Annotated in this window: 31 protein-coding genes; 28 read left to right on the top strand and 3 right to left on the bottom strand. The window is 42.3% G+C overall.

Annotated features, from left to right (window positions below; all coding sequences use genetic code 11):
- The 19 genes from argF to B3R79_RS00130 all read left to right on the top strand — a co-directional run.
- On the top strand, positions 1–814 hold an 814-nt coding region (gene argF, locus B3R79_RS00220), incomplete at its 5' end, for an ornithine carbamoyltransferase (protein ID WP_293693116.1).
- Between the two features lie 98 nt (positions 815–912).
- A complete protein-coding gene (locus tag B3R79_RS00215; RefSeq protein ID WP_154454438.1) occupies positions 913–1,143 on the top strand; it encodes a DUF1797 family protein in 231 nt (76 codons plus the stop codon).
- 195 nt (positions 1,144–1,338) lie between these two features.
- On the top strand, positions 1,339–2,025 hold the full coding sequence (locus B3R79_RS00210) for an amino acid ABC transporter permease (protein ID WP_154454437.1): 687 nt from the start codon (positions 1,339–1,341) through the stop codon (positions 2,023–2,025).
- Entirely contained in the window at positions 2,025–2,759 is a 735-nt protein-coding gene (locus B3R79_RS00205; RefSeq protein ID WP_168261286.1) for an amino acid ABC transporter ATP-binding protein, read from the top strand. The genes B3R79_RS00210 and B3R79_RS00205 overlap by 1 nt, the downstream gene beginning before the upstream one ends.
- A gap of 194 nt (positions 2,760–2,953) precedes the next feature.
- The gene (locus tag B3R79_RS00200; RefSeq protein WP_154454435.1) at positions 2,954–3,427 is read left to right on the top strand and encodes a ferrous iron transport protein A; all 474 of its coding nucleotides are present in this window, start codon (positions 2,954–2,956) and stop codon (positions 3,425–3,427) included.
- Positions 3,424–5,562 (top strand): ferrous iron transport protein B, encoded by a 2,139-nt coding sequence (gene feoB / locus B3R79_RS00195; RefSeq protein WP_293693115.1) that lies wholly within the window; start codon positions 3,424–3,426, stop codon positions 5,560–5,562. The genes B3R79_RS00200 and feoB overlap by 4 nt, the downstream gene beginning before the upstream one ends.
- Position 5,563: 1 nt before the next feature.
- Positions 5,564–5,710 carry a FeoB-associated Cys-rich membrane protein gene (locus B3R79_RS00190; RefSeq protein ID WP_293693114.1) on the top strand — a complete coding sequence of 49 codons (147 nt, stop codon included), beginning with the start codon at positions 5,564–5,566 and terminating at the stop codon, positions 5,708–5,710.
- A 111-nt stretch (positions 5,711–5,821) separates the two neighbouring features.
- A complete protein-coding gene (locus tag B3R79_RS00185) occupies positions 5,822–6,676 on the top strand; it encodes a bifunctional methylenetetrahydrofolate dehydrogenase/methenyltetrahydrofolate cyclohydrolase (RefSeq protein ID WP_293693113.1) in 855 nt (284 codons plus the stop codon).
- Positions 6,673–7,509, top strand: a complete 837-nt coding sequence (locus tag B3R79_RS00180; RefSeq protein WP_204984595.1) for an NAD(P)H-hydrate dehydratase — start codon at positions 6,673–6,675, stop codon at positions 7,507–7,509. Before B3R79_RS00185 ends, B3R79_RS00180 begins: the two co-directional genes overlap by 4 nt.
- 137 nt (positions 7,510–7,646) lie before the next feature.
- Positions 7,647–8,987: an exodeoxyribonuclease VII large subunit gene (gene xseA / locus B3R79_RS00175; protein WP_168261291.1), complete on the top strand. Its 1,341-nt coding sequence runs from the start codon at positions 7,647–7,649 to the stop codon at positions 8,985–8,987.
- Complete coding sequence (locus B3R79_RS00170) at positions 8,965–9,180, top strand: exodeoxyribonuclease VII small subunit (protein ID WP_154454429.1); 216 nt, start codon at positions 8,965–8,967, stop codon at positions 9,178–9,180. Before xseA ends, B3R79_RS00170 begins: the two co-directional genes overlap by 23 nt.
- The gene (locus B3R79_RS00165; protein ID WP_293693112.1) at positions 9,180–10,049 is read left to right on the top strand and encodes a polyprenyl synthetase family protein; all 870 of its coding nucleotides are present in this window, start codon (positions 9,180–9,182) and stop codon (positions 10,047–10,049) included. The genes B3R79_RS00170 and B3R79_RS00165 overlap by 1 nt, the downstream gene beginning before the upstream one ends.
- Entirely contained in the window at positions 10,042–10,866 is an 825-nt protein-coding gene (locus tag B3R79_RS00160; protein ID WP_235280860.1) for a TlyA family RNA methyltransferase, read from the top strand. Before B3R79_RS00165 ends, B3R79_RS00160 begins: the two co-directional genes overlap by 8 nt.
- Positions 10,853–11,323, top strand: coding sequence for an arginine repressor (locus tag B3R79_RS00155; protein WP_293693111.1), 471 nt, complete (start codon positions 10,853–10,855; stop codon positions 11,321–11,323). Before B3R79_RS00160 ends, B3R79_RS00155 begins: the two co-directional genes overlap by 14 nt.
- A 14-nt stretch (positions 11,324–11,337) precedes the next feature.
- Positions 11,338–12,996, top strand: coding sequence for a DNA repair protein RecN (gene recN / locus B3R79_RS00150; RefSeq protein ID WP_204984592.1), 1,659 nt, complete (start codon positions 11,338–11,340; stop codon positions 12,994–12,996).
- Positions 12,997–13,140: 144 nt separating this feature from the next.
- A complete protein-coding gene (locus B3R79_RS00145) occupies positions 13,141–13,977 on the top strand; it encodes a DegV family protein (RefSeq protein ID WP_204984591.1) in 837 nt (278 codons plus the stop codon).
- The gene (locus B3R79_RS00140) at positions 13,970–14,818 is read left to right on the top strand and encodes an SGNH/GDSL hydrolase family protein (protein ID WP_293693110.1); all 849 of its coding nucleotides are present in this window, start codon (positions 13,970–13,972) and stop codon (positions 14,816–14,818) included. The genes B3R79_RS00145 and B3R79_RS00140 overlap by 8 nt, the downstream gene beginning before the upstream one ends.
- Complete coding sequence (locus B3R79_RS00135) at positions 14,787–15,389, top strand: YpmS family protein (protein WP_167829255.1); 603 nt, start codon at positions 14,787–14,789, stop codon at positions 15,387–15,389. Before B3R79_RS00140 ends, B3R79_RS00135 begins: the two co-directional genes overlap by 32 nt.
- A gap of 93 nt (positions 15,390–15,482) precedes the next feature.
- Complete coding sequence (locus B3R79_RS00130) at positions 15,483–15,758, top strand: HU family DNA-binding protein (protein WP_154454422.1); 276 nt, start codon at positions 15,483–15,485, stop codon at positions 15,756–15,758.
- Positions 15,759–15,917: 159 nt separating this feature from the next.
- On the opposite strand, the gene B3R79_RS00125 is transcribed toward B3R79_RS00130, so the two are convergent.
- Entirely contained in the window at positions 15,918–16,331 is a 414-nt protein-coding gene (locus tag B3R79_RS00125) for a DUF5067 domain-containing protein (RefSeq protein ID WP_167510353.1), read from the bottom strand.
- The gene (locus tag B3R79_RS00120; RefSeq protein WP_167510352.1) at positions 16,276–16,515 is read right to left on the bottom strand and encodes a hypothetical protein; all 240 of its coding nucleotides are present in this window, start codon (positions 16,513–16,515) and stop codon (positions 16,276–16,278) included. Before B3R79_RS00120 ends, B3R79_RS00125 begins: the two co-directional genes overlap by 56 nt.
- A 296-nt stretch (positions 16,516–16,811) precedes the next feature.
- Here B3R79_RS00120 and B3R79_RS00115 point away from each other — a divergent pair, with 296 nt between their 5' ends.
- The gene (locus B3R79_RS00115; RefSeq protein ID WP_154454420.1) at positions 16,812–17,018 is read left to right on the top strand and encodes a hypothetical protein; all 207 of its coding nucleotides are present in this window, start codon (positions 16,812–16,814) and stop codon (positions 17,016–17,018) included.
- 61 nt (positions 17,019–17,079) lie between these two features.
- On the opposite strand, the gene B3R79_RS00110 is transcribed toward B3R79_RS00115, so the two are convergent.
- Entirely contained in the window at positions 17,080–18,015 is a 936-nt protein-coding gene (locus tag B3R79_RS00110) for a dihydroorotate oxidase (protein WP_168261298.1), read from the bottom strand.
- Between the two features lie 331 nt (positions 18,016–18,346).
- On the opposite strand from B3R79_RS00110, the gene B3R79_RS00105 reads away from it, so the two are divergent.
- From B3R79_RS00105 to B3R79_RS00070, 8 genes are all read left to right on the top strand, one after another.
- Positions 18,347–18,661: an ArsR/SmtB family transcription factor gene (locus B3R79_RS00105; protein ID WP_168261299.1), complete on the top strand. Its 315-nt coding sequence runs from the start codon at positions 18,347–18,349 to the stop codon at positions 18,659–18,661.
- A complete protein-coding gene (locus B3R79_RS00100) occupies positions 18,645–20,540 on the top strand; it encodes a heavy metal translocating P-type ATPase (protein ID WP_293693109.1) in 1,896 nt (631 codons plus the stop codon). The genes B3R79_RS00105 and B3R79_RS00100 overlap by 17 nt, the downstream gene beginning before the upstream one ends.
- 126 nt (positions 20,541–20,666) lie before the next feature.
- The gene (locus B3R79_RS00095; RefSeq protein ID WP_154455110.1) at positions 20,667–21,359 is read left to right on the top strand and encodes a phosphoglycerate mutase; all 693 of its coding nucleotides are present in this window, start codon (positions 20,667–20,669) and stop codon (positions 21,357–21,359) included.
- 124 nt (positions 21,360–21,483) lie between these two features.
- Complete coding sequence (locus B3R79_RS00090) at positions 21,484–22,005, top strand: transcription repressor NadR (protein WP_154455109.1); 522 nt, start codon at positions 21,484–21,486, stop codon at positions 22,003–22,005.
- Between the two features lie 109 nt (positions 22,006–22,114).
- Positions 22,115–22,675, top strand: coding sequence for a hypothetical protein (locus B3R79_RS00085; RefSeq protein ID WP_154455108.1), 561 nt, complete (start codon positions 22,115–22,117; stop codon positions 22,673–22,675).
- 125 nt (positions 22,676–22,800) lie between these two features.
- The gene (gene pbp2b / locus B3R79_RS00080) at positions 22,801–24,885 is read left to right on the top strand and encodes a penicillin-binding protein PBP2B (protein ID WP_293693108.1); all 2,085 of its coding nucleotides are present in this window, start codon (positions 22,801–22,803) and stop codon (positions 24,883–24,885) included.
- Positions 24,886–24,947: 62 nt separating this feature from the next.
- Complete coding sequence (gene recR / locus B3R79_RS00075; RefSeq protein WP_154455106.1) at positions 24,948–25,544, top strand: recombination mediator RecR; 597 nt, start codon at positions 24,948–24,950, stop codon at positions 25,542–25,544.
- A gap of 165 nt (positions 25,545–25,709) precedes the next feature.
- A partial coding sequence (locus B3R79_RS00070) for a D-alanine--D-alanine ligase (protein WP_293693117.1) occupies positions 25,710–26,467 on the top strand: 758 nt, incomplete at its 3' end.

Here is a 26,467-nt window from a genome sequence, read left to right as displayed (position 1 = left end):
GCGTTCGGCTTTCACGGTGGCAGGGCAAGATTTGGGCATGAATGTCACTTATCTTGGTAGTGACGAGATTCAGCTGGGCAAGAAAGAATCCGTCATTGATACGGCAAAAGTTCTGGGGTCTATGTTTGATGGGATTGAATACCGTGGTTTTAAGCAAGAAGATGTGGAGGCCTTGGCAGAGCATTCGGGCGTGCCTGTGTGGAATGGGTTGACAGACACTTGGCACCCGACCCAAATGATTGCAGATTTTATGACTTTAAAGGAAGTTTTTGGCAGTTTGGACGGTTTAAGCATTGCTTATGTCGGTGATGGACGCAATAATATGGCGAATTCCTTGCTGGTTACCTCAGCTATTTTGGGAATTCATGTGACCATCATCGCTCCAGAGAGTTTGCAGCCAAAAGCAGAGATTGTTGCTTTGGCGCAGCAATACAATAATGGTGCGACAATCACGATCACCTATGACCTTGCTGCTGTTAAAGGTGTGGATATGCTCTACACCGATGTTTGGGTATCTATGGGAGAAGCGGTTGACTTTAAAGAACGGATTGACCTGTTGTTACCTTATCAGATTAACGCGGACTTGTTAGCCAAAACGGAAAATCCAAATGTGATTGTCATGCACTGTCTGCCAGCTTTTCATGACCTTAATACCGAGATTGGTCAGGAGATTTACCAAAAATACGGCTTGGCCGAACTGGAAATCACAGATGCTGTTTTTCAACAATTTAGCCCGATCATTTTCCAAGAAGCAGAAAACCGTATGCATTCTATCAAGGCAATTATGTACCAATCGCTCAAGGTCATTTCTTAATTGAACCATAAATATAAGAAAATACCCTCCTAAGAGTGTTTGTTTAGGAAAAATTATGTTAAAATAGAAAAGACAATAAACAAATAGGAGAAAAAAACATGGAATCACATTTGGTGAGAATTATCAACCGTTTGGAATTGATGACAACTGATAGTAGCAATCTAAAACGTAATTTTGAACGTGATGGTGTCGTTGTGGCAGAAGTGTCATTTAGCAATGACTCTGAAAATGGTCCTGTTTTCACTTTGCGTGATGTTGAAGCGCGTGAGTTTTACTCATTTGATAGCATCGACCTTATCGCAATGGAAATCTACGATCTTCTTTACTAAAATAGCGATCATTTAAAAAGTCAAACGGGGGTTGTTTTAAAAAGCAACCTTTTTCGTTTTGATGCTCTGACATAAAGGGGTTGTTACGACGCTCCTTTTTTGCTGAAAAAAAGTAAGGTAAGCACGTCTTTGTGTTGTTGTATTTTTATTCAAAGAATGTTATAATTAGTTGATTATTAGTGATAGGAGAAATAAATGAACTTTTCATTTTTACCAGAATATTGGTCTTATTTTAACTATGGTGTCCTTGTGACCATTATGATTTCGGCTTGCGTCGTCTTTTTTGGGACCATTATTGGTATTTTAGTTGCTCTGGCTAAACGAACAAATAGCAAGATTTTAAACGCGATTACGAGTTTTTATGTCTGGGTTTTCCGTGGGACACCCATGGTCGTTCAGATTATGATTTCATTTGCTTGGATGCATTTTAACAATGCCCCTATTATTGGATTTGGGGTTTTGAACCTTGATTTTTCACGTCTATTACCTGGTATTATTATCATTTCTTTAAATAGCGGTGCTTATATTTCTGAGATTGTGCGTGCAGGGATTGAGGCAGTGCCTAAGGGGCAGTTGGAAGCGGCGTATTCGCTTGGAATTCGTCCCGTCAATGCCATGCGTTACGTCATTTTACCACAGGCTTTGAAAAACATTTTGCCAGCCTTGGGGAATGAATTTATTACCATTATCAAAGACAGTTCCCTCTTGCAAACCATCGGGGTTATGGAATTGTGGAGTGGGGCACAATCAGTCGTGACCGCCACTTATCTACCTGTAACGCCACTTCTTTTTGCGGCATTTTACTACTTGATGGTAACCACAGTCTTGTCTTTCTTATTGAAACAACTGGAAAAACGTATGGGAAATGGAGCTCGTAACTAATGTCAAAAACAATTATTTCAATCAAAGGACTTCATAAATATTTCGGAAAAAATGAAGTATTAAAAGGAATCGACCTCGATATTCACGCGGGAGAAGTGGTGGTTATTATCGGACCGTCAGGTTCAGGAAAATCAACCTTCCTTCGTACCATGAATTTATTGGAAACACCAACTAAGGGTGTGATTACCTTTGAAGGGGTAGATATTACAGACAAGAAAAATGATATTTTTAAAATGCGTGAAAAAATGGGTATGGTTTTCCAACAATTTAACCTTTTCCCAAATATGACGGTTTTAGAAAACATTACCTTGTCGCCTATCAAAACAAAAGGAATTCCGCAAGCCCAAGCAGAAGCTAAGGCTTATGAATTGCTTGAAAAGGTCGGGCTTCGTGATAAGGCAGACGCTTATCCAAATAGCCTTTCAGGTGGGCAACAACAACGTATCGCGATTGCGCGTGGCTTAGCTATGGATCCTGACGTTTTGTTGTTTGACGAACCCACATCAGCCCTTGATCCTGAAATGGTTGGAGAAGTACTTGGGGTTATGCAAAACCTTGCCAAATCAGGGATGACAATGGCTATCGTGACACACGAAATGGGCTTTGCCCGTGAAGTGGCTGACCGTGTAATTTTCATGGACGGCGGTGTTATCGTGGAACAAGGAACGCCAGAAGAAGTCTTTGAACACACCAAAGAAGAACGAACAAAAGACTTTTTAAGTAAGGTCTTGTAAACAAAGCATTGAAATCATAGAAATGGGTTGGCCTTTAGCCGTTCCTTTCTATGATTTTTTTGTGATAATTAGAATAATTCTCATTTTTGTTATAGGTTGGAAAATATGGCAAATCGGCTAAATTGGGTCGGTTTTTGTGCTATAATAAAGCCTTATAACAGGAGATTTTCTTACCTGGTAGGGAGGTTTTAGATATGATTTTGCAAAATGCAAAGGTGGGGATTCCCTACACCGTTGCGAGCATAGATTTACCAGATGATAGTGTGCGGCATTTATCGCACTTGGGGTTAAAGGTGAGCAGTCCCATTCGATTGGTGTCTAAGACATCTACAAGTGCTATTGTCATGCTAAAATCGAGTCGTTTGGCCTTTGATCAATCCATTTTAAAACACATTGATGTTACCGAAGAAGGTGACAAGGAAGTCATGCCTTTGTCGAATTTGAAGGTTGGCGAATTCGCTTATATCGAAGGCATTTATGCGGTAAATGAAACCAAACGGCGTCTTATGGATATGGGACTGACGCGTCATACCAAAGTTTACCTTCGTAAAGTCGCTCCGCTAGGTGACCCGATTGAAATTCGTTTACGTGGGTATGAATTGACCTTGCGCAAGTCTGAAGCGCAGATGATTAGTGTGGTGAAAATCGAGGGAGAGGAGGACAAATGACAGAAATTGCTTTAATCGGAAATCCCAATAGCGGGAAAACCAGTCTGTTTAACATTTTGACAGGAACCAATCAGCGCGTGGGAAATTGGCCTGGAGTGACGGTTGAGCGTAAGAGTGGGACAGCCAGGCTCAACCAAAACTGGCAAGTTCAAGATTTGCCTGGTATTTATTCCATGTCGCCTTATACGCCTGAGGAAAAAGTTGCCAGAGATTATTTGTTGAGCAACCGTGCTGACAGCATTTTAAATGTGGTAGATGCCACAAATCTTGAACGCAATCTTTATTTGACCACTCAGTTGATTGAAACGGGTATCCCTGTAACATTGGCCTTGAACATGAGCGACGTGCTAAAAGCTCAAGGGAAAGAGATTAGTGTGGATAAGTTGTCTTATCAACTAGGTGTTCCTGTCGTTTCGACCAGCGCTATTAAAAACCAAGGTGTGGATAAGGTTTTGAAAAAGGCAGCACACACCACTCGAGCAACTGTGGATACGGTGCAATACCCTGTGTACAGCGATAAATTTGAGGCAGCTATTCAACAGATTGTGGATATTTTAGGCAATAGCGTCCCAGAATGTGCCATGCGTTTTTTTGCCATTAAGCTCTTTGAACGCGACGCTTTGGTGCAAACCGAGGTGACTTTATCGGAGTTTCAGCAGAAAGAAATCGATGACGTGATCAAAATCACTGAGGAAATTTTCACGGAAGATTCGGAATCAATCGTCATCAACGAACGCTATGCCTTTATCGAACGTGTGACCCAAATGGCTCAGCACCACGATAACAGCTTCAGCACAACGCTGTCTGACCGTATTGACCGCATTGTGACGAACCGTATTCTTGCCTTGCCAATCTTTGCTTTGGTGATGTTTTTGGTTTATTTCCTCTCGATTCAGACGGTGGGGACCATGTGGACAGATTGGGTCAATGACACCTTGTTTGGTGACTGGATTCCAAGTTTGGCGGATTCTCTGTTGACAAGTTGGCAGGTGGCTGATTGGTTAAAATCTTTGATTATTGACGGTATCATCGCTGGAGTGGGAACGGTTCTTGGCTTTTTGCCGCAAATTTTCGTGCTCTTTGTCTGCCTTGGTGTCTTGGAAGATATTGGGTACATGAGTCGGATTGCCTTTGTCATGGACCGTATTTTTAGGCGTTTTGGCTTGTCTGGAAAATCCTTTATTCCCATGCTAATTGCGACGGGATGCGGGGTGCCAGCCATCATGTCGAGCCGAACGATTGAAAATGAGCGTGACCGCCGCATTACCATTATGACGGCGACCTTCATGCCTTGTTCGGCTAAGCTAGAAATCATTGCCTTGATTTCAGGCGTCTTTTTCCCTGACAATCCATTTGTAGCGCCCTCGACCTATTTCATCGGCTTTCTAACCATTATTTTATCAGGGATTGTTTTGAAGAAAACAACTATGCTTGGCAGTTACGTGAGTCCTTTCATCATGGAATTACCAGCCTACCACTTGCCAAAAATGGGAACGGTTCTTCGCTATGCCTTTGGGAAAGCCTTGAGTTTTGTAAAACGTGCTGGGACATTCATTTTCAGTTTGACGGTTATTATTTGGTTTATGTCTTCTTATGACTTCTCTCTTCATGCCGTTGATACAGATTCTTCTATTTTGGCGCATTTTGGGCAACTCTTTGCTTGGATTTTCCAACCACTTGGTTTTGGCAATTGGAAAGCAGCGGTGGCAGCTGTAACTGGTCTAGCAGCCAAAGAAACAGTGGTTGCCACATTTGGTATCTTGTACCACAGCAGCGACGTTAGTGGCCTTGAAACAGCCTTGCAATTGGATTATAGTAGCTTAGCAGCTTATTCTTTCTTGATTTTCAATCTGCTTTGTGCCCCATGTTTTGCGGCTATTGGTGCCATTAAACGTGAAATGGGTGATTTGAAATGGACTTTGGGCACCATTGGATTTCAAACAGGTTTGGCTTATGTGATTAGCTTGGTGGTTTATCAATTTGGTTTGGTCTGCTTGTACGGTGAGCCAATTACAGTGTGGACAGTTATCGCGGTTCTGTTGTGCCTTGGCATAATTTACTTCATCGTCAGAAAACCAAAAACAGCAGACACGCCAGTGATTCATTTGGATGATTTAGAAACAGTGGGGAAATAATATGGTAACTTTTATTATTGCAGCATTGATTGCAGTAGCGACGTTTTTTGGCATTCGACGCCTCTTTAAAAGTAAGGGGGCTTGCGGAGATTGTGAGTGTTCGTGCCCTATCAAAGAAGAAATGCACAAACCCGCTCATTTAAAATAAGGACTTGCTCTTTGGAGCACGTTTTTTTATGGAGAAATATTCTGAAAATACACACTTTTATAATCGATTTTTTTGGTATAATAGAGGGTAATAATAAAAAGGGGGAATGGTATGGCAAAGATAATTGATGGCAAAGCCCTAGCGGCAAAAAAGCAAGCGGCCTTGCAGGAAAAAGTGGAACGTTTAAAAGCTGAATCAGGTCTAGTGCCTGGATTGGTGGTTATTTTAGTGGGGGACAACCCTGCCAGCCAAGTCTATGTGCGAAATAAGGAGCGCTTTGCTAAAAAGGTCGGCTTTTTGAGTGAAACGGTTCGTTTGTCAGAATCTATCAGCGAAGAAGAGCTGATTCAAGTTATTGAAAAATACAATAAGGACGAGCGTTTTCATGGAATTTTGGTGCAATTGCCTTTGCCAAAGCATATCAATGACAAGCGTGTCATTTTAGCCATTGACCCTAAAAAAGATGTGGATGGGTTTCATCCTATGAATACTGGTCACCTTTGGAGTGGGCGTCCTGTCATGGTGCCTTGTACCCCAGCTGGTATCATGGAATTGTTGCGTGAGTACGAAGTGGCGTTAGAGGGCAAAACGGCTGTTATCATTGGCCGTTCCAATATCGTTGGTAAGCCTATGGCACAACTCCTGCTGGAAAAAAATGCAACGGTAACCTTGGCGCATTCGCGGACACGCGATTTGGCAAAAGTCACCAAGCAAGCGGATATTTTAATTGTCGCTATCGGCCAAGGTCATTTTGTGACGGCTGACTTTGTCAAAGAAGGTGCCGTAGTCATTGATGTTGGCATGAATCGTGATGTTGATGGCAGACTTATTGGTGATGTTGATTTTGAAGAGGTTGAACCAATAGCCAGTCTAATCACCCCTGTTCCTGGTGGGGTTGGCCCAATGACCATAACCATGCTGATGGAACAAACCTATCAATCAGCCCTTAGAAGTGTGAGTTTATGATTATCAATGAACATTTAGTTAAAAAAGTTATTACCAAACGTGTCAGTCATTCTTATAAAGGAACCTACGGTCATGTGCTTTTGATCGGTGGTTTTTATCCTTATGGTGGTGCTATTATCATGTCGGCTCTTGCTACGGTCAATAGCGGAGCGGGTTTGGTGACTGTGGCGACCGAGCGTGACAATATCGCTGCCTTGCATAGCCACTTGCCAGAAGCCATGGCTTTTGATGCTGTGGATACCGAACTTTTGCAAACCAGCATTGAACAAGCTGATGTGATTTTGATTGGTCCTGGTTTGGGTAAAAGCTTTAAAGCCCAAAAGGTTTTCAAAACGGTTTTGGATAAGGTTGCCAAACGCCAAATTTTGATTGTTGACGGTTCCGCCTTAAATCTCCTTGCTTTGCCCAATTTTCGTCAATTTAAGACGCCAAATCTAATCTTAACGCCGCACCAAAAAGAGTGGGAACGCTTATCAGGTATTCCCATTGCCAAACAAACCTTGCCCAATACCCGAAAAGCCCTGCAAGCTTTCCCAGCCTCAACCATTTTAGTGGCTAAAAGCCATCAGACTAAGGTCATTCAAGGTAAACGTATTGGTGAATTGACGGTTGGAGGCCCCTACCAAGCAACTGGAGGTATGGGGGATACTTTGTGCGGCATGATTGCAGGATTTGTGGCACAATTATCTGATAATCTCTTTGATACGGTGGCAGCGGCGACTTATCTCCACTCAGCCATAGCGGATAAATTGAGTGCGGATGCCTATGTTGTTCTTCCGACAAGCATTAGTGCCGATATTCCGCGCGTGATGAAAAAGTATTCCGAATTATAATCTGAAAAGCGCTCTGTGGTGCTTTTTGTTTGGACAGACTAGGAGATTCCGTCTGCCATTTTGCGCTATTTTTTGCTATAATTGTAATGATATGCCATATTTATATCAGGTAACAAGAGAACAGAAAGGAGCCTACTATGTCAGATTATTTAAGTGTGTCAAGTTTGACCAAATACCTTAAATTAAAATTTGACCGCGACCCTTATTTGGAGCGGGTGTATTTGACTGGTCAGGTATCCAATTTTCGTCGTCGTCCCAATCACCAATATTTTTCTTTAAAAGATGAGCAAGCGGTCATTCAGGCCACCATGTGGGCAGGCACTTTTAAAAAACTTGATTTTGAGCTGGAAGAAGGCATGAAAATCAACGTTGTTGGCCGTGTCCAAATTTATGAACCAAGCGGTTCGTATTCGATTATCATTGAGAAAGCGGAGCCAGATGGTATTGGTGCCTTGGCTATTCAGTTTGAGCAATTGAAGAAAAAATTGACTGAGGCGGGGTATTTTGACGAGCGTCATAAACAACCCTTACCACAATTTGTCAAGAAAATTGGTGTGGTGACTAGCCCAAGTGGAGCCGTTATTCGTGATATTATTACCACTGTATCTCGCCGTTTTCCTGGGGTGGAGATTTTGCTTTTCCCAACCAAGGTGCAAGGTGAGGGAGCTAGTCAGGAAGTGGCTGCTAATATCGCCTTAGCCAATGAACGTGAGGACCTGGACCTACTGATTGTCGGTCGTGGCGGCGGCTCGATTGAGGACCTGTGGGCTTTCAATGAAGAAGTTGTGGTGCAGGCCATTTTTGAATCTCGCCTTCCTGTGATTTCAAGCGTGGGGCATGAAACCGATACCACCTTGGCGGATTTTGTGGCTGACCGCAGGGCTGCTACTCCAACGGCAGCGGCAGAATTGGCGACACCTGTGACAAAGACAGACATTATTTCATGGATTTCTGAGCGACAAAACAGGGCTTATCAAGCTGGTTTGCGAGTGATTAAAAGAGATCAAGAACGTTTGGGTAAGTTGGCCAAATCGGTGATTTTCAGACAGCCTGAGCGTTTGTATGATGGTTATGCCCAGAAATGTGACCATTTGACCTCGCGGTTAAAAAGCACCGTGGAACAGCAGGTTCAACAAGCCAGTCAAGCCCAACAATTGCTTAACCAACGCCTTTTGGCCGTAGATTTGGAGCGCAATATCAGACGCTATAAGGAGCGAATTGAGGCCCTCAAACGTCTATTGACCTCGCAGGTGACTAGCCAGTACGAAAGCCAATTGGCACGATTTGAAAAAGCCCAAGACGCTTTGTTGTCCTTGGATACGAGTCGTATTATTGCAAGAGGTTATGCCATGGTGCAAAAGGGAGATAAGGTGATCTCTAGCGTCACTGAAGTAGCAAAAGGAGAGCAATTGAGCGTTCAATTAAAAGATGGGCAACTTGAAGTGGAGGTAAAAAATGCCAAAAAAGAAAACATTTGAGGAAAATTTACAGGAATTAGAAGCCATTGTGACCAAGCTTGAAAATGGTGATGTGGCTTTGGAAGATGCGATCGAGGCCTTCCAGCAAGGCATGATTTTGTCAAAAGAATTGCAAAAAACGCTGGATTCTGCGGAAAAAACGCTTGTCAAAGTCATGCAAGCTGACGGAACAGAGACGGAAATGGATGCCTAATGGATAAAATAAAGGAAATCAATCAGGCTATCTACCGTTATTATAGCCAAAAACCTCAGGTTTCAGAGGATTTAATTGCCTCTATTTTGTACTCGGTGGAGTCTGGTGGCAAACGCATTCGACCGCTTCTGTTTTTGGAAATGTTGGAAGGTTTTGGCATGGATTTGACCGAGGGGCATTTTGACGTGGCAGCGGCTTTGGAGATGATTCACACGGGAAGTTTGATTCACGATGATTTGCCAGCCATGGACGATGATGATTACCGCCGTGGGCGTTTGACTAACCACAAAAAATTTGGCGAAGCGACAGCCATTTTAGCAGGAGATAGTCTCTTTTTAGACCCGTTTGGGTTGGTGGCAAACGCAGATCTGGCTGATAAGATTAAGGTGCAATTGATAGCAGAATTGTCCCAAGCATCTGGAACCTATGGCATGGTTGGTGGGCAAATGCTGGATATGGAAGGCGAAGAACGTCAACTGGAATTAACAGAATTGCAGGCCATTCATGCCAATAAAACAGGGAAATTGTTGACTTTTCCGATTGTGGCAGCTGGGATTGTTGCCAATGTATCAGAAGTAGACTTGGTTCGTTTGCATGAAGCGGGTGCCTTGATTGGACTGGCTTTTCAAGTGCGTGATGACATTTTAGATGTGACAGCGACCTTTGACGAAATCGGCAAAACCCCTAAAAAAGACCTCTTAGCTGACAAGGCTACTTATCCAAGTTTGCTTGGTTTAGAACAGTCGTACGATGTCTTAAATCAATCCATCGACCAAGCGCTAGCCATTTTCCAAAAACTAGCAGAAACGCAAGCGTTTCACACTGAAAAAATCACTGAAATGATAGAAAGGTTACGACTAAATGCCTAAGGAAAGAGTGGACGTACTAGCCTATAAACAAGGGCTTTTTGATACCCGTGAGCAAGCCAAACGTGGGGTGATGGCGGGTCTTGTGGTCAATGTGATTAACGGAGAACGTTATGACAAACCTGGTGAAAAAATCGACGCTGGAACCGAACTCAAACTCAAAGGCGAAAAGCTCAAATACGTTAGCCGTGGTGGTTTGAAATTGGAGAAGGCTTTGCAGGTTTTTGGCCTGTCTGTGGACGGTCAGACTACGATTGATATCGGTGCCTCAACAGGTGGCTTTACCGATGTGATGCTGCAAAACGGTGCCAAACTGGTTTACGCTGTTGATGTCGGTACCAACCAATTGGTCTGGAAATTACGTCAGGATGCGCGTGTGCGGAGCATGGAGCAATACAATTTCCGCTACGCTCAGTTAGCTGATTTTACAGAAGGGCAGCCGACATTTGCCAGCATTGACGTTAGTTTTATCTCCCTCAAACTCATTTTGCCAGCTCTACACGCTATTTTGGCAGACCAAGGCCAAGTGGTTGCGCTGATTAAGCCGCAATTTGAAGCAGGCCGCGAGCAAATTGGAAAAAATGGCATCATTCGCGATAAGGCTGTTCATCAAAAGGTTTTAGAGCAGGTGACTGCCTTTGCTTTGGCTGATGGCTTTAGCGTTAAGGGACTTGATTTTTCACCAATCCAAGGTGGCCATGGCAATATCGAATTTTTGGCCCATTTGGAAAAATCTGCTGACCCTCAAAGCCAAGTGGCAGCACAGATTCCAGAAATCGTAGAAAAAGCACACAAGGAATTTAAAGATGAAAAAGAGTGAACGTTTAGAACTAATCAAGAAAATGGTTTCAGAAAATGCCATTGAAACCCAACACGACTTACTGAAATTGCTAGAGGAAAGAGGCTTGACCTTGACCCAGGCAACGGTGTCTAGGGACATGAATGAGATTGGCATTATCAAGGTGCCATCATCTGAAGGGACTTATATCTACGGCTTTTCAATAGATAAAGCCCAAAAAGTCGGTCAGCCCTCTGTCCCCATTAAGAGCACCGTTTTGTCGATTTCAGAAGAAACACCAGGTTTAGAGGCCTTCCTCAATTTGGACGTGGTTCCAGGAAATAGCCGCCTGATTAAACGTTTCTTGTTGGAAGATTTCAAGGACCGTATTTTGAGTGTGATTGCAGATGACGATAGCTTGTTGGTGTTGGCAAAAAGCGCTGACGCTGCCAAGGACATTCGCCATGAAGTGCACCAATGGATGACAAGTAGCCATTAAGAGAGGTTTTTCCCATGCTTTTAGAAATGTCCATTAAAAATTTCGCCATTATCGAGGAAATTTCCCTGACTTTTGATAATGGAATGACGGTGTTGACAGGGGAAACAGGGGCTGGTAAGTCCATTATTATTGACGCCATGAATCTGATGCTAGGGGCGCGTGCCAGCCTTGATGTGATTCGTCATGGAGCGACCAAAGCCGAAATTGAAGGGCTCTTTTCAGTTGGGAAAAATGCTGCGCTGATGACCATTTTGGAAGATAATGGCATTGACGCCAGTGAGGAATTGATTATTCGCCGTGATATTTTGCAAAATGGTCGTTCAATCGGTCGCATCAATGGGCAATTGGTCAACCTAGCTACCTTGCGAGCTGTGGGGCAATATCTGGTGGATATCCACGGTCAGCACGACCAAGAAGAATTAATGAAGCCAAATCGCCATATTAAGATGCTGGACGAATTTGGTGACAAGGCTTTTTGGGAAGTCAAAAAACATTACCAATCCCTTTTTGAAGACTACCGTCAATTGCGTCAACGGGTATTGACCAAACAAAAAAACGAGCAAGAACACAAGGCTCGTATTGAGATGCTTGCCTTTCAAATGGCGGAAATTGAAGCAGCTGCCCTTCGATCAGGTGAGGACAAAAAACTCCATCAAAACCGCGATAAATTGTTAAATCACAAGCACATTGCAGATACGTTGATGAATGCCTATGTCATGCTGGATAACGAAGAATTTTCAAGCTTGTCCAATATCCGCTCTGCCATGAATGACATGATGTCCTTGGAAGAATTTGACCGTGACTACAAGGAAATGTCCACCAATCTATCAGAAGCCTACTACATTTTGGAAGAAATCACCAAACAATTAGGGGATGTGATTGAGAATTTGGATTTTGATGCCGGGCAATTGCAGCAAATCGAGGCTCGTTTGGAAGTCATTAACAGCATTACCCGAAAATACGGTGGCAGTGTCGATGACGTTTTGGAATATTACGATAATATCACCAAAGAATACAATCTGTTGACGGGCAATGACGAATTTTCCGATGATATGGAAAAGACCTTGAAACAATTGGAAAAAGAGCTTATCTCGGCAGCTGACAACCTCAGCCAAGAACGCCATGCTCTTGCTAAAACTCTAGAAAGTGAAATCAAGCAAGAACTGGCTGATTTGTACATGGAAAAGGCAGACTTCCAAGTGCAATTTAGCAAGGGAAAATTCAATCGTGAAGGTAATGAAAACGTTGAGTTTTACATTTCCACTAACCCTGGTGAAGGCTTTAAGCCGCTGGTTAAAGTGGCATCTGGAGGGGAATTATCGCGCTTGATGCTGGCTATCAAATCAGCATTTTCACGCAAAGAGGACAAGACCAGTATTGTTTTTGATGAGGTGGATACAGGGGTGTCAGGTCGTGTTGCCCAAGCTATTGCCCAAAAAATTCACAAAATTGGCAGTCATGGTCAGGTTCTTGCTATTTCTCACTTGCCACAAGTGGTGGCTATTGCTGATTACCAGTTCTACATTGAAAAACGGAGTGATGAGCATAAAACCGTGTCAACGGTTCGTTTGCTCACGCAAGACCAACGTGTGGAAGAAATTGCTAAAATGTTAGCAGGCAATGACGTGACGGATTTGGCCCGCCAACAAGCCCGAGAATTATTAAAACATTAGACGCTTAGCACAAAAGTGGAACAGAGTAGCTTTCTTTTCAAAGATTTCTCATTTTCACGTTAGAAAAAATCCCCGAAGTCTTGAAAAATTTGGTATAATAGCATTGGAGTAAAAACTAGAACAGAAGTAATGATAGGATAAAATATGAGTAAAATTAAAATTGTTACAGATTCGTCTTTAACGATAGAACCTGAGTTGATCACGAAGTATGATATTACCGTTATCCCTTTGTCAGTGATGATTGACGGTGTGGTTTATTCAGACAATGACTTAAAAGAAGAAGGCAAATTCTTGAACATGATGCGTCATAGCCGTGATTTGCCAAAGACCAGCCAACCACCTGTCGGCATTTTTGCAGAAGCTTATGAAAAACTGATGAAAGAGGGCGCTGAACACATTGTATCGATTCACATCGCTCATACCTTGTCAGGAACAGTAGAAGCGGCCCGCCAAGGTGCTAACTTATCAGGTGCGAATGTGACGGTCATTGATTCGACCTTTACTGACCAATGCCAAACCTTCCAAGTGGTTCAAGCTGCCAAATTAGCGCAAGAAGGTGCGAGCTTGTCAGAAGTCGTGGCAAAAATCGAAGAAGTTCGTAAAAAATCAGAACTCTTTATCGGTGTATCAACCCTTGAAAATCTTGTTAAGGGTGGCCGTATCGGTCGTGTGACAGGCTTGCTCAGCTCACTGCTTAATATCAAAGTCGTTATGGAAATGGCTCACAGCGAACTCAATCCTATTGTCAAAGGGCGTGGCTTGAAAACCTTTAACAAATGGTTGGATGGTTTTATTGAAACAGCTAAGAACAAAAAAGTCGCTGAAATTGGGATTTCTTACTGTGGAACGGCTGACATGGCGAATGGCTTTAAAGAAAAACTAGAAGTTCTAGGAGCGCCAATCACCGTTCTTGAAACGGGGTCAATTATCCAAACTCATACAGGCGAAAATGCCTTTGCGGTGATGGTGCGTTATGAATAAATTCAAACAGATAATGGTAGGGTTTGCGTTCTTTTTAGCAGCCCTTCTTCTGTTCGGTGGGCTTTTTTCCTTACTCATTCCAAAATCTGCTTCAGAGATAAGCCACAAGGACATTGCGACTACCAAGGCTAAGTCCTTTAACTATGTTGCCATCGGTGATTCCTTGACCCAAGGGGTTGGCGATAGTACCAATCAAGGTGGCTTTGTGCCCTTGCTTTCTCAGGACTTGACCGATAAATATCATTACGATGTTCATTACAGCAATTATGGGGTGTCTGGCAATACCAGCAATCAGATTTTAAAACGCATGCAGGAACAAACAGACATTCAAGAAGCTCTTGCCAAAGCCAATCTGATGACCTTAACTGTCGGAGGCAATGACGTGATGGCTGTGATTCGCAAGAATTTGGCTAATTTGTCGGTGTCTTCTTTCACCGAATCGTCCAAGGATTACCAAAAACGCCTCCGTCAGATTATTGATCTTGCAAGAACAGATAACCCCAACTTGCCGATTTATATTCTAGGTATTTACAATCCTTTTTATTTGAATTTTCCTGATATGACGGAAATGCAAGACATTGTGGACAATTGGAATACCGCCACAGAAGACGTTACCAAAGAGTATGACAAGGTTTACTTTGTGCCAATCAATGATTTGCTCTATAAGGGCGTCAATGGTGAAGAGAGCATTGTATCTACCTCAGGTGACCAAACAACCGTCATCAACGATGCCTTGTTTAGTGGCGACCATTTCCATCCCAATAATATCGGCTACCAAATCATGTCAGATGCAGTAATGGAGAAGATAAGTGAAACAAAAAAAGACTGGACGAAAAACTAACTGGTGGAAATGGGGATTTCTCCTTATTTTAGCCATGAACCTCGCTTTTGTTGGTGTGGTGGCAAGTCGTTTGTTGCAAGTCAGAGAGCCTGCCACCGAAAACATCAGCAACAACCAAAAAAAGAGTATCAAGGTTGGGACGTTCTCAACCAACATAGAGCAGCTTAACGACACCGTGGCAGCTTACCTGAAGGATTATCAGACCAAAAAAATGTCTTATAATGTCTATGCTACATCGTCTGAAATCATGTTTGAAGGGAAATACACCTTGCTGGGTTATGAAGTGCCCTTGTACATCTACTTCCAACCTAGCCGCTTAAATTCAGGTGCTATTCAGTTAAAAGTTACCTCATTCTCAGTCGGAACCCTTTCGTTACCAAAATCTGAAATCTTAAAATACATTGCGTCAAGTTATAAGCTGCCTTACTTTGTTGAAGTGCTTCCTGATGAGTCAGCCATCAACATCAATATCCAAAATTTGAAGAACGATGCGGACATTTATTTGAAGGCAACAACAGTCGATTTGGTTGGGGACCAATTCAATTTTGACATTTACAAGAAAAGCCGTTAAATAGCGCTAAATACTTGACCTCATGGGGATTTTTGGGTATGATAGAACGTGTTAAAGTGTTAACGCTTAGAAATTAATTGGAGGATTTGTTAAATGGCTAACAAACAAGATTTAATCGCTAAAGTTGCAGAAGCAACTGAGCTTACTAAAAAAGATTCAGCAGCAGCTGTAGATGCAGTATTCTCAGCAATTGAAAGCTTCCTTGCTGAAGGCGAAAAAGTTCAATTAATCGGTTTTGGTAACTTTGAAGTTCGCGAACGTGCAGCTCGTAAAGGTCGTAACCCACAAACTGGTGAAGAAATTGAAATTTCAGCTTCAAAAGTTCCTGCATTTAAAGCTGGTAAAGCACTTAAAGACGCTGTAAAATAATCAACGCAGAAAAAGAGCCTTGTCCCATCAACCTTTGTTGAGTGTTGCAAGACTCTTTTTTAGTCATCAGACGATAGCACCAAGATGAGCTTCTAGGTGCTTTTTTGCGTTAAAAAAATCCCTTATGGCTATTGCCATAAAGGATAATGTGATGAGAAATTACTGGTTTGACCAAGCGAAGCCTTTGTGGTTGTCTCTTGAAATGGTAGAACGTAGGATAAAGCCAACGTCTTCAGTGTTGTTGGCTAGACGGTAGCCGACAATGGCGTCAACGGTTTCGCCTGGATTGACTTCTTTATTAGCGTTGTCCACGAGTTCTTGGTTGGCATCGGTGTGGACTTCCTTGAGGTCAACAGGAGAAAGACTCTCATTTTTGTTGTCGTTAGTTTGTTGCAAGTCCCAATCAACAGCAAATCCCATATAAGGTGTTGTTGCTGTTTCTTCATTGTTGGTGAAACTGATATCAACCAAGAGGATATTGTCCTCATCGCTATTTCCTTTGACTTTGGTAATACTCTTAAAAGTATAGGTATTTTTTTTTATCGGCTTGAACGCTATACGGAAATGATACATAGGCCTCGTCTGAATAAGCCGTGGTCTTTTGAGGTAATTCTGTTTCGCTAGAAGAAGCATAACGTTCTAAAGGATACGAATTTTCCGTCTTGCTTTTGCTGCTTGAGTTGTTTGACGAGGTGGCACAAGCACTAAGGGTCACAATAGACAATAAAGTCATCCCGATTACACTAAGCTTTTTCATGATTATCTTCTATTTTCAGCTTTTTACGTGGTTCAGCCTTACACGTTTGTTATCTCGTATGTCGAATGGTATGCGTCCACATATCCTGAGCTAAAATTTGTCTAATCGCCCATGAATACAGGAATGAAACCACCCTCAAGTTATAGTGTATCATAGAATGCCCAAACTGCCTAGCACAAAACCACCATAGAAGATGAAGCAGGTGGTTACAGTTTAAAATGTGGGTAACTTGTGTTATAATCAGTTGAAACATCTTTTGGCTTTGCCTAAAAGGATTAGAGAGAAGAGTTGATAACATGAAGGAAACGCTGTTATTTATCATTATTGTTTTAGCTATTTTTTCAATTATCAAGGTTCTTTTGTTGATTGCTTATAGTTACGTCCTAAAACCAAAAGTGGATAAGGACGGCAATATCATCGCTCCTAAGAATAAAAAAGACGATAAGGACGATGAAAAGACACTCAACAATGATGACGATGATGATTTTTGGAATGATTGGTAAGCGTCATTTTAAGACTAAAAATGCCACCCTATTTCTAGGGCGGCATTTTTTTATGATTTGGTTAGTCCAAATACTGTAACTTGCCACGGAAATCATCAAGGCTTTCATAGCCTTTTTCAGTCATAATGGCTTTTAATTCATTTGTAATACGTTCAAAAACGGCTGGACCTTCTTGGTGTAAAACAGTTCCTAGTTGAACCATGCTAGCTCCGCACAAGATGTGTTCAAAGGCATCGCGACCAGTCTTGACCCCACCTGTCCCTATAATAGGAATAGTAGGATTTAGGCGTTGGTAAAAGGCGTGTACGTTAGCAAGCGCTGTTGGTTTGATATAATCCCCACCAATACCACCAAAACCATGTTTTGGCTTGATAACAACGGTTTCATCTTCGATAACCAAACCGTTACCGATTGAATTGATGCAGTTAACAAAAGCCAACGGGAATTGATTGAATACCGCAGCAGCACGGTCAAAGTGAGCAATATCAAAATAAGGAGGCAATTTCACCCCAAGTGGTTTTGTGAAATAAGCAAAAATGTCCTTCAAGAGTTTCTCAGTTGTTTCAAAATCATAAGCGATTTGAGGTTTTCCTGGAACGTTTGGACAAGAAAGGTTTAATTCCACCAAACCTTGGTAGTCAGAGTCTTGGACGGCTTTTAAAATGGTGTGTGTTTCTTCTTCAGACATACCAACAAGTGATAAGAAGTGATTCTTGCTATTTGGCGTGTTTTGGAGCTCAGTCACAAAGTCCAAATAATATTGGAAACCGTGATTTGGCAAGCCCATTGAGTTGATTGAGCCAAGGCTTGTATCAACGTAGCGTGGTTCAGGGTTACCAGCGCGTGCGTTTAATGTCCCTGTCTTGGTGACAAAAGAGCCAGCAGCAGAAGCATCAATATCAGCTAATTCCTCACGAGTCATGCAGTAAACGCCAGCGGCATTCATGAGGCAGTTGTCAAAATCGAAAGCACCGATTTTTGTTGCAGTAGAAACCATAAAGTCCTCCAAGTGTTGTAATAACGGTTGAAAAGGCATTCCAACCCATCTTCATTTTACTATTTCATCAGAATGAAAGCAAGTCATTTTCCCGAACGTTTTCAAGATAAATACATATCAAAGACCAGTTTTCCAATAACCTTGCGATCTTATAAAGCTTTCAAGGCCGTTTTGATTTCTTCAAATAGGAATATTGAGGTGTCTGAGTGTTGAGAGTGGTCTTTTAGCGTTTTTTACTTGAAAAACGAAAGCGTTTAGGTTATACTAAAAATTATTGAACGATTGAATAAGTGTTCAAATATAAAAACGTTAATAATAGAAAGGAGAAAAGATGATAGAGCATTTTGAGGGGGAGTTGCTAGATACGGTTTCTAATTTTTTCAAGGCTTTGGGCAATGAAACCCGCTTGAAAATCTTGTGGCAACTAAGCCAAAAAGAATGGAAACCAACAGACTTAGCGGCAGTTTTAGAGATGACACCATCAGCCATTTCCCATCAATTGACTTTATTGAAAAACCTTAAGATTGTGGCTGTTAGACGTGAAGGTAAGCATCAAATTTACCGTTTGGCTGATAGCCATATCAGTCACGTCTTACATTCCGTTATCGAGCATTATGAGGAGGATACCGATGTCAGAGAAGAATAAAAAATCCTTAAGGCAGATTGTTCTAGCTATCCTTGTCTTTTTACTGGTTGTTGTGGTGGTGCGGATCTATCAACCAACCTTAGAAATGCAAGCTATTTTGTACGCCGTTCCTTATTTAATTGCGGGGTATACGGTTTTGAAAAAAGCTGTTGTGAAAATCAGTCAAGGTAAGGTCTTTAGTGAGCATTTTCTCATATCCTTGGCAACGCTAGGTGCTTTTCTTCTTAGTTTTATCACGCAGGAAGCAGAGTTTGCCGAAGCTGTTTTTGTCATGATTTTTTACCAAATTGGTGAACTTTTTGAACACATTGCTGAAGGAAATAGTGAAAAATCCATTGCCGAGTTGCTGGCTTTGAAACCTGATGTGGTTCATCTTGAACAAGAGGGCAAGCTGGTCGATGTTGACCCCAAGGTCTTGCATGAGGGGCAGATTATCACGATTTCCCCAGGGGAAAAAGTCGCCATTGATGGGATTTTAATTGAGGGAGAATCTTCGGTGGATACGTCAGCCTTGACGGGAGAAAGCCTGCCCCAAGAAGTGGTGGTGGGCGACCAAGTGCTATCTGGTATGATTAACATGACAGGTGTCATCCGTGTCAAAGTGTTGCACTCAGTAGAGCATTCGACTCTTAGTAAAATTTTGGAATTGTTAGAGGATTCGACGGCGCACAAGTCTAAGAGCGAACGTTTTATGGCCCGTTTTGCGGCGGTTTACACACCGACAGTCGTGATTGCAGCTTTGCTTTTGGCGGTGTTACCGCCCCTGTTTTCAGGTGATTTCATGGCTCATTTTCCAGAATGGTTTAGTCGTGCTTTGACCTTCTTAGTCATTTCATGTCCTTGTGCCTTGGTGATTTCCATTCCCCTTAGCTTTTTTGGCGGCCTCGGTGCTAGTTCCAAAGTGGGCGTTTTGATTAAAGGGTCTAATTACCTTGAAACCTTGGCGTCACTCGATACTCTGGTTTTTGATAAGACAGGGACGCTGACTGAGGGGGTGTTTGAGGTAACTGCCCTTCATCCAAAAGACATCAAGGAAGAAGAGTTGTTGCACTTAGCTAGCCACGTGGAACGTTTTTCAAATCATCCCATTGCCCAATCCCTTCGTTCTGCCTATCAAAAAGAAGCAGATGATTGTCGGATTACGGATATCACGGAAAAATCAGGCTATGGCGTCAGTGCAAATATCAACGGGCATACCGTTGCTGTCGGTAATACCAAATTCATGGACAGTTTGGGTGCCAAATGGAAAACGTGCAGCAAGGTTGGTACGGTGGTCCATGTCGCTATTGATGGGCAATACGCTGGGCACATCGTGATTTCAGACTGCATCAAACCAGACACAAAATCCGCCTTAGAACAATTACAATCACTTGGTATCAAGCGTTTGGTTATGCTGACAGGGGACCGCAAAGAAGTGGCAGAAAAAGTAGCTGCAGAACTTGGCATCACCGATTATCAGGCAGAATTGCTACCGACAGACAAGGTGACAGGCCTTGAAACCTATCTCAATACTGCTCAAAAACGTGCGACTGTTGGTTTTGTCGGTGACGGCATCAACGACGCTCCAGTCTTGGCTCGAGCAGATGTCGGTATTGCCATGGGAGGCTTGGGCAGTGATGTTGCCATTGAATCCGCTGATGTGGTCATTATGGACGACAAGCTTTCTAAATTAGTCAAAGTCATTGCTATTGCACGTCGCACGCGTCGCGTCGCTCATGAAAATATCGTCTTTTCAATCGGTGTGAAATTAGCCGTTCTCTTGTTGACAGGATTTGGTTTGGCAAATATGTGGCTGGCTATTTTTGCCGATGTTGGGGTGACAGTGCTGGCTACATTAAATGCTATGCGCACCATGACCGTCACAAAATCAGTGCTTTGATTGAGAAAAGTCAGCGTCTTGAGATAAAATTAGTAATTTCACTAGCTTTTTTACCTCTTTTTGGGTAGAATAGTAAAAGTAAGCGGCGTTTAGGTCGCGATACATTATAGAAGGAGATAAAATCTAATGGTAAAATTAGTGTTTGCACGTCACGGGCAATCTGAATGGAACAAAGCTAACCTTTTCACTGGTTGGGCAGATGTAGATCTTACAGAAGAAGGAACACAACAAGCTATCGACGCTGGTAAATTGATCAAAGAAGCAGGAATCGAATTTGACCTTGCTTTCACATCAGTTCTTAAACGTGCGATCAAAACAACTAACCTTGCTCTTGAATCATCAGATCAACTTTGGGTTCCAGTTGAAAAATCATGGCGCTTAAACGAACGTCACTACGGTGGTTTGACTGGCCAAAACAAAGCTGAAGCTGCTGCAAAATGGGGTGACGAACAAGTTCACATCTGGCGTCGTTCATACGATGTATTGCCACCAGCTATGGCTAAAGATGACAAATACTCAGCACACACTGACCGTCGTTACGCAAACCTTGACGACACTGTTATTCCAGATGCTGAAAACTTGAAAGTGACATTGGAACGTGCCCTTCCATTCTGGGAAGATAAAATCGCTCCAGCACTTAAAGATGGTAAAAACGTATTCGTTGGTGCACACGGTAACTCAATCCGTGCCCTTGTAAAACACATCAAACAATTGTCAGATGACGAAATCATGGACGTTGAAATCCCTAACTTCCCACCACTTGTTTTCGAATTCGACGACAAATTGAACGTTACAAAAGAATACTACTTAGGTAAATAATCTTTTATAATAAGTGTAGTGTGTAAGAAGCATTCTAGCTTGTGCTAGGGTGCTTTTTTCTGACTTTAAAAATGGGAGGGATTTGTGATATGATGAAAGCATGAAACGTGAAAGGAGAATGGTTATGAAAGCAGCAGAGCGCCGTCAAAAGATTATGGCGTCTTTGAGTCAGGCTCAGGTGCCTATTTCAGCCAGTGCTTTGGCCAGCCAATTTGGTGTGAGTCGTCAGATTATTGTAGGGGATATTGCCTTATTGAGAGCGGCAGACAATGATGTGATTTCAACGCCAAAAGGCTACATTTTATCTCAGTCCTTGTATTCTCATCAGTTTATTGGGAAAATTGCTTGTCAGCACGGTCAAGATAAGATTGAAGAAGAGTTGGCTTGCATTGTGTCGCAAGGTGGGATTGTGGTGGATGTCGAGGTGGAACATCCTGTTTATGGGATGCTGACGGCATCTTTAAACATTAAGACAGAAGAAGATATTGCCAATTTTATGGAGAAAATTGAGCAATCGCACGCTACTTTATTATCCTCTTTGACGGATGGTATTCATACGCACACTTTGTCTTGCTCCTCTAAGGACCGTTTTGATGAGATTAAAACGCTTTTGGCTGATAAAGGGATTTTGTTATCTGAAAACTAAAACACAACAGATGTCTTGACACCTGTTGTGTTTTCTTTTATAATAGCAGTAATCATGTGAGATAAAGCACAAATAAAGCTTATGAGACCGGTTTATTTAGGAGGAATTTATGGTAAAACAAAGTCAAACAAAATCGCTGGCCTTTTCGGCTATACTGGTAGCCTTTGGGATTTTAATTCCCATGGTGATGCCGATTAAGGTGGTTATTGGGCCAGCTTCCTTCACTTTAGCCAGTCATGTGCCTGTTTTTATGGCCATGTTCATTGCACCTCAGGTGACCTTCATGGTTGCTTTGGGGACAAGCCTTGGTTTCTTGCTGGCTGGCTTTCCGATTGTCATTGTCTTGCGAGCGGTGTCACATCTCTTGTTTGCAATGATTGGAGCAGTTCTGCTTCAAAGATATCCAAAACTTTTGGATAATGCCACCTCACGCTTGCTTTTAGCTTTGGGATTAAATCTCTTGCACGGCTTGGCAGAATTTGTTGTCGTCTTGTCCTTGACGACAGGCAGCCAATTAACCATGAGTTATGTCTGGTCATTAGTGGGGTTGATTGGCCTTGGCTCTATGGTACACGGCTGTATTGATTTTTACATTGCCTACTACATTTGGGTATTTTTAAAAGACAAGGTCGGTATCAATTTTTCACTCAATGTTAACGAACAAGTGTAATAAAGAAGGGTCAAGCGACCTTTCTTTTTTTGTAAAGTCTAGTTAAAAACTTTTCTGGTTAGTTTTCTCTCTTTTAATGAAAATATGATAGAATATAAAACAGAGCTTTTATTTGTGAGGAAATAATGTCATTAAAAAAGAGATTACGTAACATCAAAATCGAAAAAGGACCAAGTAACGTTACAAGACGGATTTATTTGATTTTTTCGGTAATCGTTGTGCTGTTTTCAGTCATCGTTTTGCGACTGGCACAGATGCAAATTTTTAATAAATCGTTTTACGAAAACAAATTAAATTCATCGACGACGTATAAGGTCACGACCTCAAGCCCTCGTGGTGAAATTTACGATTCGGCAGGAAAACTGCTCGTTTCCAACAACGTGAAACAAGTGGTAGCCTTTACACGTAGCAATACCATGACTGCGGGAGAAATGAAAAAATTAGCCGCTAAATTGGCAACGCTGGTGAATTTGACTGAAACCAACGTCACCACACGTCAGAAAAAAGACTATTACCTAGCAGATTCAGATACTTACGCAGCGGTTGTCAAACGCCTACCAGATAAGGAAAAATACGATAACTATGGTAACAGTTTGTCGGAGTCAACTATTTATGCCAACGCTGTTAATGCGGTGACTGACGATGAGATTAACTATTCTGAAGATGAGTTGAAATTGGTTTATATCTTTAACCAGATGAATTCAGCTTCAACCTTTAGTACGGTGCATTTGACGACTGGGGATTTGACAGAAGAGCAAATTGCCTACATCACCGCCAACCAATCAAAACTGTCAGGCATTTCTATTGCGACAGACTGGGACCGTCAAGCGTCAAACAGTTCTTTGGCGACTGTTATCGGAACAGTGTCATCGAAAAAATCAGGTCTGCCAGCCGAAAAAGTTGAAGAATATCTTGCCAAAGGTTACGCCCTTGATGACCGTGTCGGAACCTCTTACTTGGAAAAAGAATACGAAGAATACCTTCAAGGGACTCACACCGTTCGTGAAATCAAAACCGATAAAAACGGTAACGTGGCTTCTGACAAAGTCCTCAGTGAAGGCAAATCAGGTCAAAACCTCAAATTGACCATTAACGCAGATTTCCAAGCAGGTGTGGAAAACATTCTCCAACAATACTATGAAGCAGATATCACCAGTGGTTATGCGACGTATTCTGAAGGGGCTTATGCCGTTGCCCTCAATCCTAAGACAGGTGCGGTCTTGGCTATGGCAGGTCTATCGCATGATGTTGGTTCAACCACAACGCAACTAGATGCCCTTGGTACCATCAATGACATCTTTGTACCAGGGTCAGTTGTCAAGGCAGCAACCCTAACAGCTGGCTGGAAATCAAACGTCATTTCTGGTAACCAAGTCTTGACTGACCAACCAATTAATATCGCTGGTTCGCCATCAATCAAGTCATGGTTTACCGATTACGGTTCACGAAACATCACAGCCGTGCAAGCCTTGGAATACTCTTCAAATACCTACATGGTACAAGTCGCCCTCAAGATGATGGGACAAGAATACCATTCAGGAATGGCCTTATCAACTTCTGGTATGAAAAAAGCCATGGAAGAATTGCGTGCCACTTACGCTGAATACGGTATGGGAACAAGTACAGGCATTGACCTACCAGAAAATACAACAGGTTACCTGTCTAAAGAATACTCTGCGGGTAATGTCTTGACAGAGGCCTTTGGACAGTATGACTCATATACCCCAATGCAATTGGCCCAATACGCAGCAACTGTAGCCAACGGTGGTAGCCGTATTGCCCCACACCTTGTCGAAGGCATTTACGAAAGTGACGGCAAGGGTGGTCTAGGTACCTTGACCAAGACCATTGAAAGCAAGGTGCTTAATAAAGTTGATATCTCATCAGAAGATATGGACTTGATTCACCAAGGGTTCTATCAAGTGGTAAATGGTACTGATGCTTTTGCCACAGGTTCTCACATGAGAAGCTCAACCGTAACCATCGCTGGTAAAACGGGTACCGCCGAAACCTACGCTGTCGATGCTTCAGGTAATGCGGTAACCACTATTAACTTGAGCGTTCTCGCTTACGATTACTCAGAAACCGATGATTCTCACATCGCCGTTGCCGTGATTATTCCGCATTTGACGAGTGATGACAATCACACCAACCAAGTCATTGCGCGTGATATCATCAACTTATACATGTCAACTTATGTCAATAAATAAGAATTGGGCGAGTCGATTGAAAACAAGGTCGGCTCGTCCCTTTGTTACAAAGGAGGAAAAAGATGCTCTACCCAACCCCCATCGCAAAACTCATTGATAGTTTTACCAAATTGCCAGGCATTGGGATTAAGACAGCGACACGACTTGCTTTTCATACCATTGGCATGTCAGACGAAGACGTCAACGAATTTGCCAAAAACCTACTAGCAGCCAAGCGTGAACTGACTTACTGCTCAGTTTGTGGTAACTTAACAGACGAGGACCCTTGCAATATCTGCACGGATGAAACCCGCGACCGCTCAGTGATTTTAGTGGTTGAAGATTCTAAGGATGTGTCTGCTATGGAGAAAATTCAAGAATACCATGGCTTGTACCATGTCTTGCACGGCTTGATTTCTCCTATGAATGGCGTTGGACCTGACGACATCAATTTGAAGCCCTTGATTACGCGCCTTATGGATAGTGAGGTCAGCGAGGTGATTATCGCAACCAATGCCACCGCAGATGGTGAGGCGACCGCGATGTATATCTCACGCGTCTTAAAACCAGCTGGCCTTAAGGTAACCCGTCTAGCACGAGGACTTGCTGTTGGTTCTGATATCGAATACGCTGACGAAGTGACCCTGCTGCGTGCTATTGAAAATCGGACAGAATTATAACCCCAAAGCAACTTTTACATAAAGTTGCTTTTTTATATCACGTGAGGTCAAGTGGTGTTTGAAAGGGTGCTGCTTTTGTGGTATGATAGGTAAGAAATTGTAATAGAAAAGGAATGGAACATGAGCGAGGCTAGAATTGCTCAAGATGTTCTGGTAATGAAAGGTATGTCAAAAGAAACGCTTGTTTTACTTTATGGTGGACGTTCTGCGGAACGTGAAGTATCTGTTTTATCAGCTGAAAGCGTCATGCGTGCGATTAATTATGATAAATTCTTTGTGAAAACTTACTTCATCACAAAATCTGGTGATTTTATTAAAACACAAGAATTCTTTAGCAAACCTGCTGACGATGAAAAATTGATGACTAACGCCACTGTTGTTGAAAGTCAAAAAATTAAACCAAGTGATATTTATGAAGAAGGAGCAGTTGTTTTCCCTGTTCTTCATGGACCAATGGGTGAAGATGGTTCTATCCAAGGTTTCTTAGAAGTTCTTAAAATGCCTTACGTTGGAACTAACATTTTGTCATCAAGTGTTGCAATGGACAAAATTTCAACAAAACATGTCCTTGAATCTGCAGGAGTTCCACTTGTTCCTTACGTGACTTATGTTGAAGGTTCTGATCTTGATGTAGTCGTAGCAGAAGTAAATGACAAATTGACATACCCTGTCTTTGTTAAACCAGCTAACATGGGTTCTTCAGTAGGTATCTCAAAAGCTGAAGATGAAGCAGCACTTCGCTCAGCTATTGACTTTGCTCTTAAATATGATAGCCGTATTCTTATCGAAACTGGTGTTAACGCTCGAGAAATCGAAGTTGGTATTTTGGGAAATGCTGACGTGAAAACAACGCTCCCTGGTGAAGTTGTTAAAGACGTTGCTTTCTACGATTACGATGCTAAATACATCGATAACAAAATTAC

The organism is Streptococcus sp. UBA3373, from assembly GCF_002360305.1.
Lineage (GTDB): Bacteria > Bacillota > Bacilli > Lactobacillales > Streptococcaceae > Streptococcus > Streptococcus alactolyticus.
Note: the sequence above shows the minus strand (reverse complement) of the source record. Positions and strands in the feature narration are given on the sequence as shown.

What these genes read in the sequence shown, in the direction of transcription:
- B3R79_RS00180 (WP_204984595.1), top strand. Translation starts at nt 6,673, where the DNA reads ATGATTATCAATGAACATTTAGTTAAAAAAGTTATTACCAAACGTGTC.
- B3R79_RS00120 (WP_167510352.1), bottom strand. Translation starts at nt 16,515, where the DNA reads ATGAAAAAGCTTAGTGTAATCGGGATGACTTTATTGTCTATTGTGACC.
- B3R79_RS00190 (WP_293693114.1), top strand. Translation starts at nt 5,564, where the DNA reads ATGGTAACTTTTATTATTGCAGCATTGATTGCAGTAGCGACGTTTTTT.
- B3R79_RS00145 (WP_204984591.1), top strand. Translation starts at nt 13,141, where the DNA reads ATGAGTAAAATTAAAATTGTTACAGATTCGTCTTTAACGATAGAACCT.
- B3R79_RS00130 (WP_154454422.1), top strand. Translation starts at nt 15,483, where the DNA reads ATGGCTAACAAACAAGATTTAATCGCTAAAGTTGCAGAAGCAACTGAG.
- B3R79_RS00100 (WP_293693109.1), top strand. Translation starts at nt 18,645, where the DNA reads ATGTCAGAGAAGAATAAAAAATCCTTAAGGCAGATTGTTCTAGCTATC.
- B3R79_RS00215 (WP_154454438.1), top strand. Translation starts at nt 913, where the DNA reads ATGGAATCACATTTGGTGAGAATTATCAACCGTTTGGAATTGATGACA.
- B3R79_RS00160 (WP_235280860.1), top strand. Translation starts at nt 10,042, where the DNA reads ATGCCTAAGGAAAGAGTGGACGTACTAGCCTATAAACAAGGGCTTTTT.
- B3R79_RS00200 (WP_154454435.1), top strand. Translation starts at nt 2,954, where the DNA reads ATGATTTTGCAAAATGCAAAGGTGGGGATTCCCTACACCGTTGCGAGC.
- B3R79_RS00170 (WP_154454429.1), top strand. Translation starts at nt 8,965, where the DNA reads ATGCCAAAAAAGAAAACATTTGAGGAAAATTTACAGGAATTAGAAGCC.
- B3R79_RS00205 (WP_168261286.1), top strand. Translation starts at nt 2,025, where the DNA reads ATGTCAAAAACAATTATTTCAATCAAAGGACTTCATAAATATTTCGGA.
- B3R79_RS00095 (WP_154455110.1), top strand. Translation starts at nt 20,667, where the DNA reads ATGGTAAAATTAGTGTTTGCACGTCACGGGCAATCTGAATGGAACAAA.
- B3R79_RS00105 (WP_168261299.1), top strand. Translation starts at nt 18,347, where the DNA reads ATGATAGAGCATTTTGAGGGGGAGTTGCTAGATACGGTTTCTAATTTT.
- B3R79_RS00140 (WP_293693110.1), top strand. Translation starts at nt 13,970, where the DNA reads ATGAATAAATTCAAACAGATAATGGTAGGGTTTGCGTTCTTTTTAGCA.
- B3R79_RS00185 (WP_293693113.1), top strand. Translation starts at nt 5,822, where the DNA reads ATGGCAAAGATAATTGATGGCAAAGCCCTAGCGGCAAAAAAGCAAGCG.
- xseA (WP_168261291.1), top strand. Translation starts at nt 7,647, where the DNA reads ATGTCAGATTATTTAAGTGTGTCAAGTTTGACCAAATACCTTAAATTA.
- B3R79_RS00155 (WP_293693111.1), top strand. Translation starts at nt 10,853, where the DNA reads ATGAAAAAGAGTGAACGTTTAGAACTAATCAAGAAAATGGTTTCAGAA.
- B3R79_RS00210 (WP_154454437.1), top strand. Translation starts at nt 1,339, where the DNA reads ATGAACTTTTCATTTTTACCAGAATATTGGTCTTATTTTAACTATGGT.
- feoB (WP_293693115.1), top strand. Translation starts at nt 3,424, where the DNA reads ATGACAGAAATTGCTTTAATCGGAAATCCCAATAGCGGGAAAACCAGT.
- B3R79_RS00115 (WP_154454420.1), top strand. Translation starts at nt 16,812, where the DNA reads ATGAAGGAAACGCTGTTATTTATCATTATTGTTTTAGCTATTTTTTCA.
- B3R79_RS00165 (WP_293693112.1), top strand. Translation starts at nt 9,180, where the DNA reads ATGGATAAAATAAAGGAAATCAATCAGGCTATCTACCGTTATTATAGC.
- B3R79_RS00110 (WP_168261298.1), bottom strand. Translation starts at nt 18,015, where the DNA reads ATGGTTTCTACTGCAACAAAAATCGGTGCTTTCGATTTTGACAACTGC.
- pbp2b (WP_293693108.1), top strand. Translation starts at nt 22,801, where the DNA reads ATGTCATTAAAAAAGAGATTACGTAACATCAAAATCGAAAAAGGACCA.
- recN (WP_204984592.1), top strand. Translation starts at nt 11,338, where the DNA reads ATGCTTTTAGAAATGTCCATTAAAAATTTCGCCATTATCGAGGAAATT.
- B3R79_RS00090 (WP_154455109.1), top strand. Translation starts at nt 21,484, where the DNA reads ATGAAAGCAGCAGAGCGCCGTCAAAAGATTATGGCGTCTTTGAGTCAG.
- recR (WP_154455106.1), top strand. Translation starts at nt 24,948, where the DNA reads ATGCTCTACCCAACCCCCATCGCAAAACTCATTGATAGTTTTACCAAA.
- B3R79_RS00125 (WP_167510353.1), bottom strand. Translation starts at nt 16,331, where the DNA reads ATGTATCATTTCCGTATAGCGTTCAAGCCGATAAAAAAAAATACCTAT.
- B3R79_RS00085 (WP_154455108.1), top strand. Translation starts at nt 22,115, where the DNA reads ATGGTAAAACAAAGTCAAACAAAATCGCTGGCCTTTTCGGCTATACTG.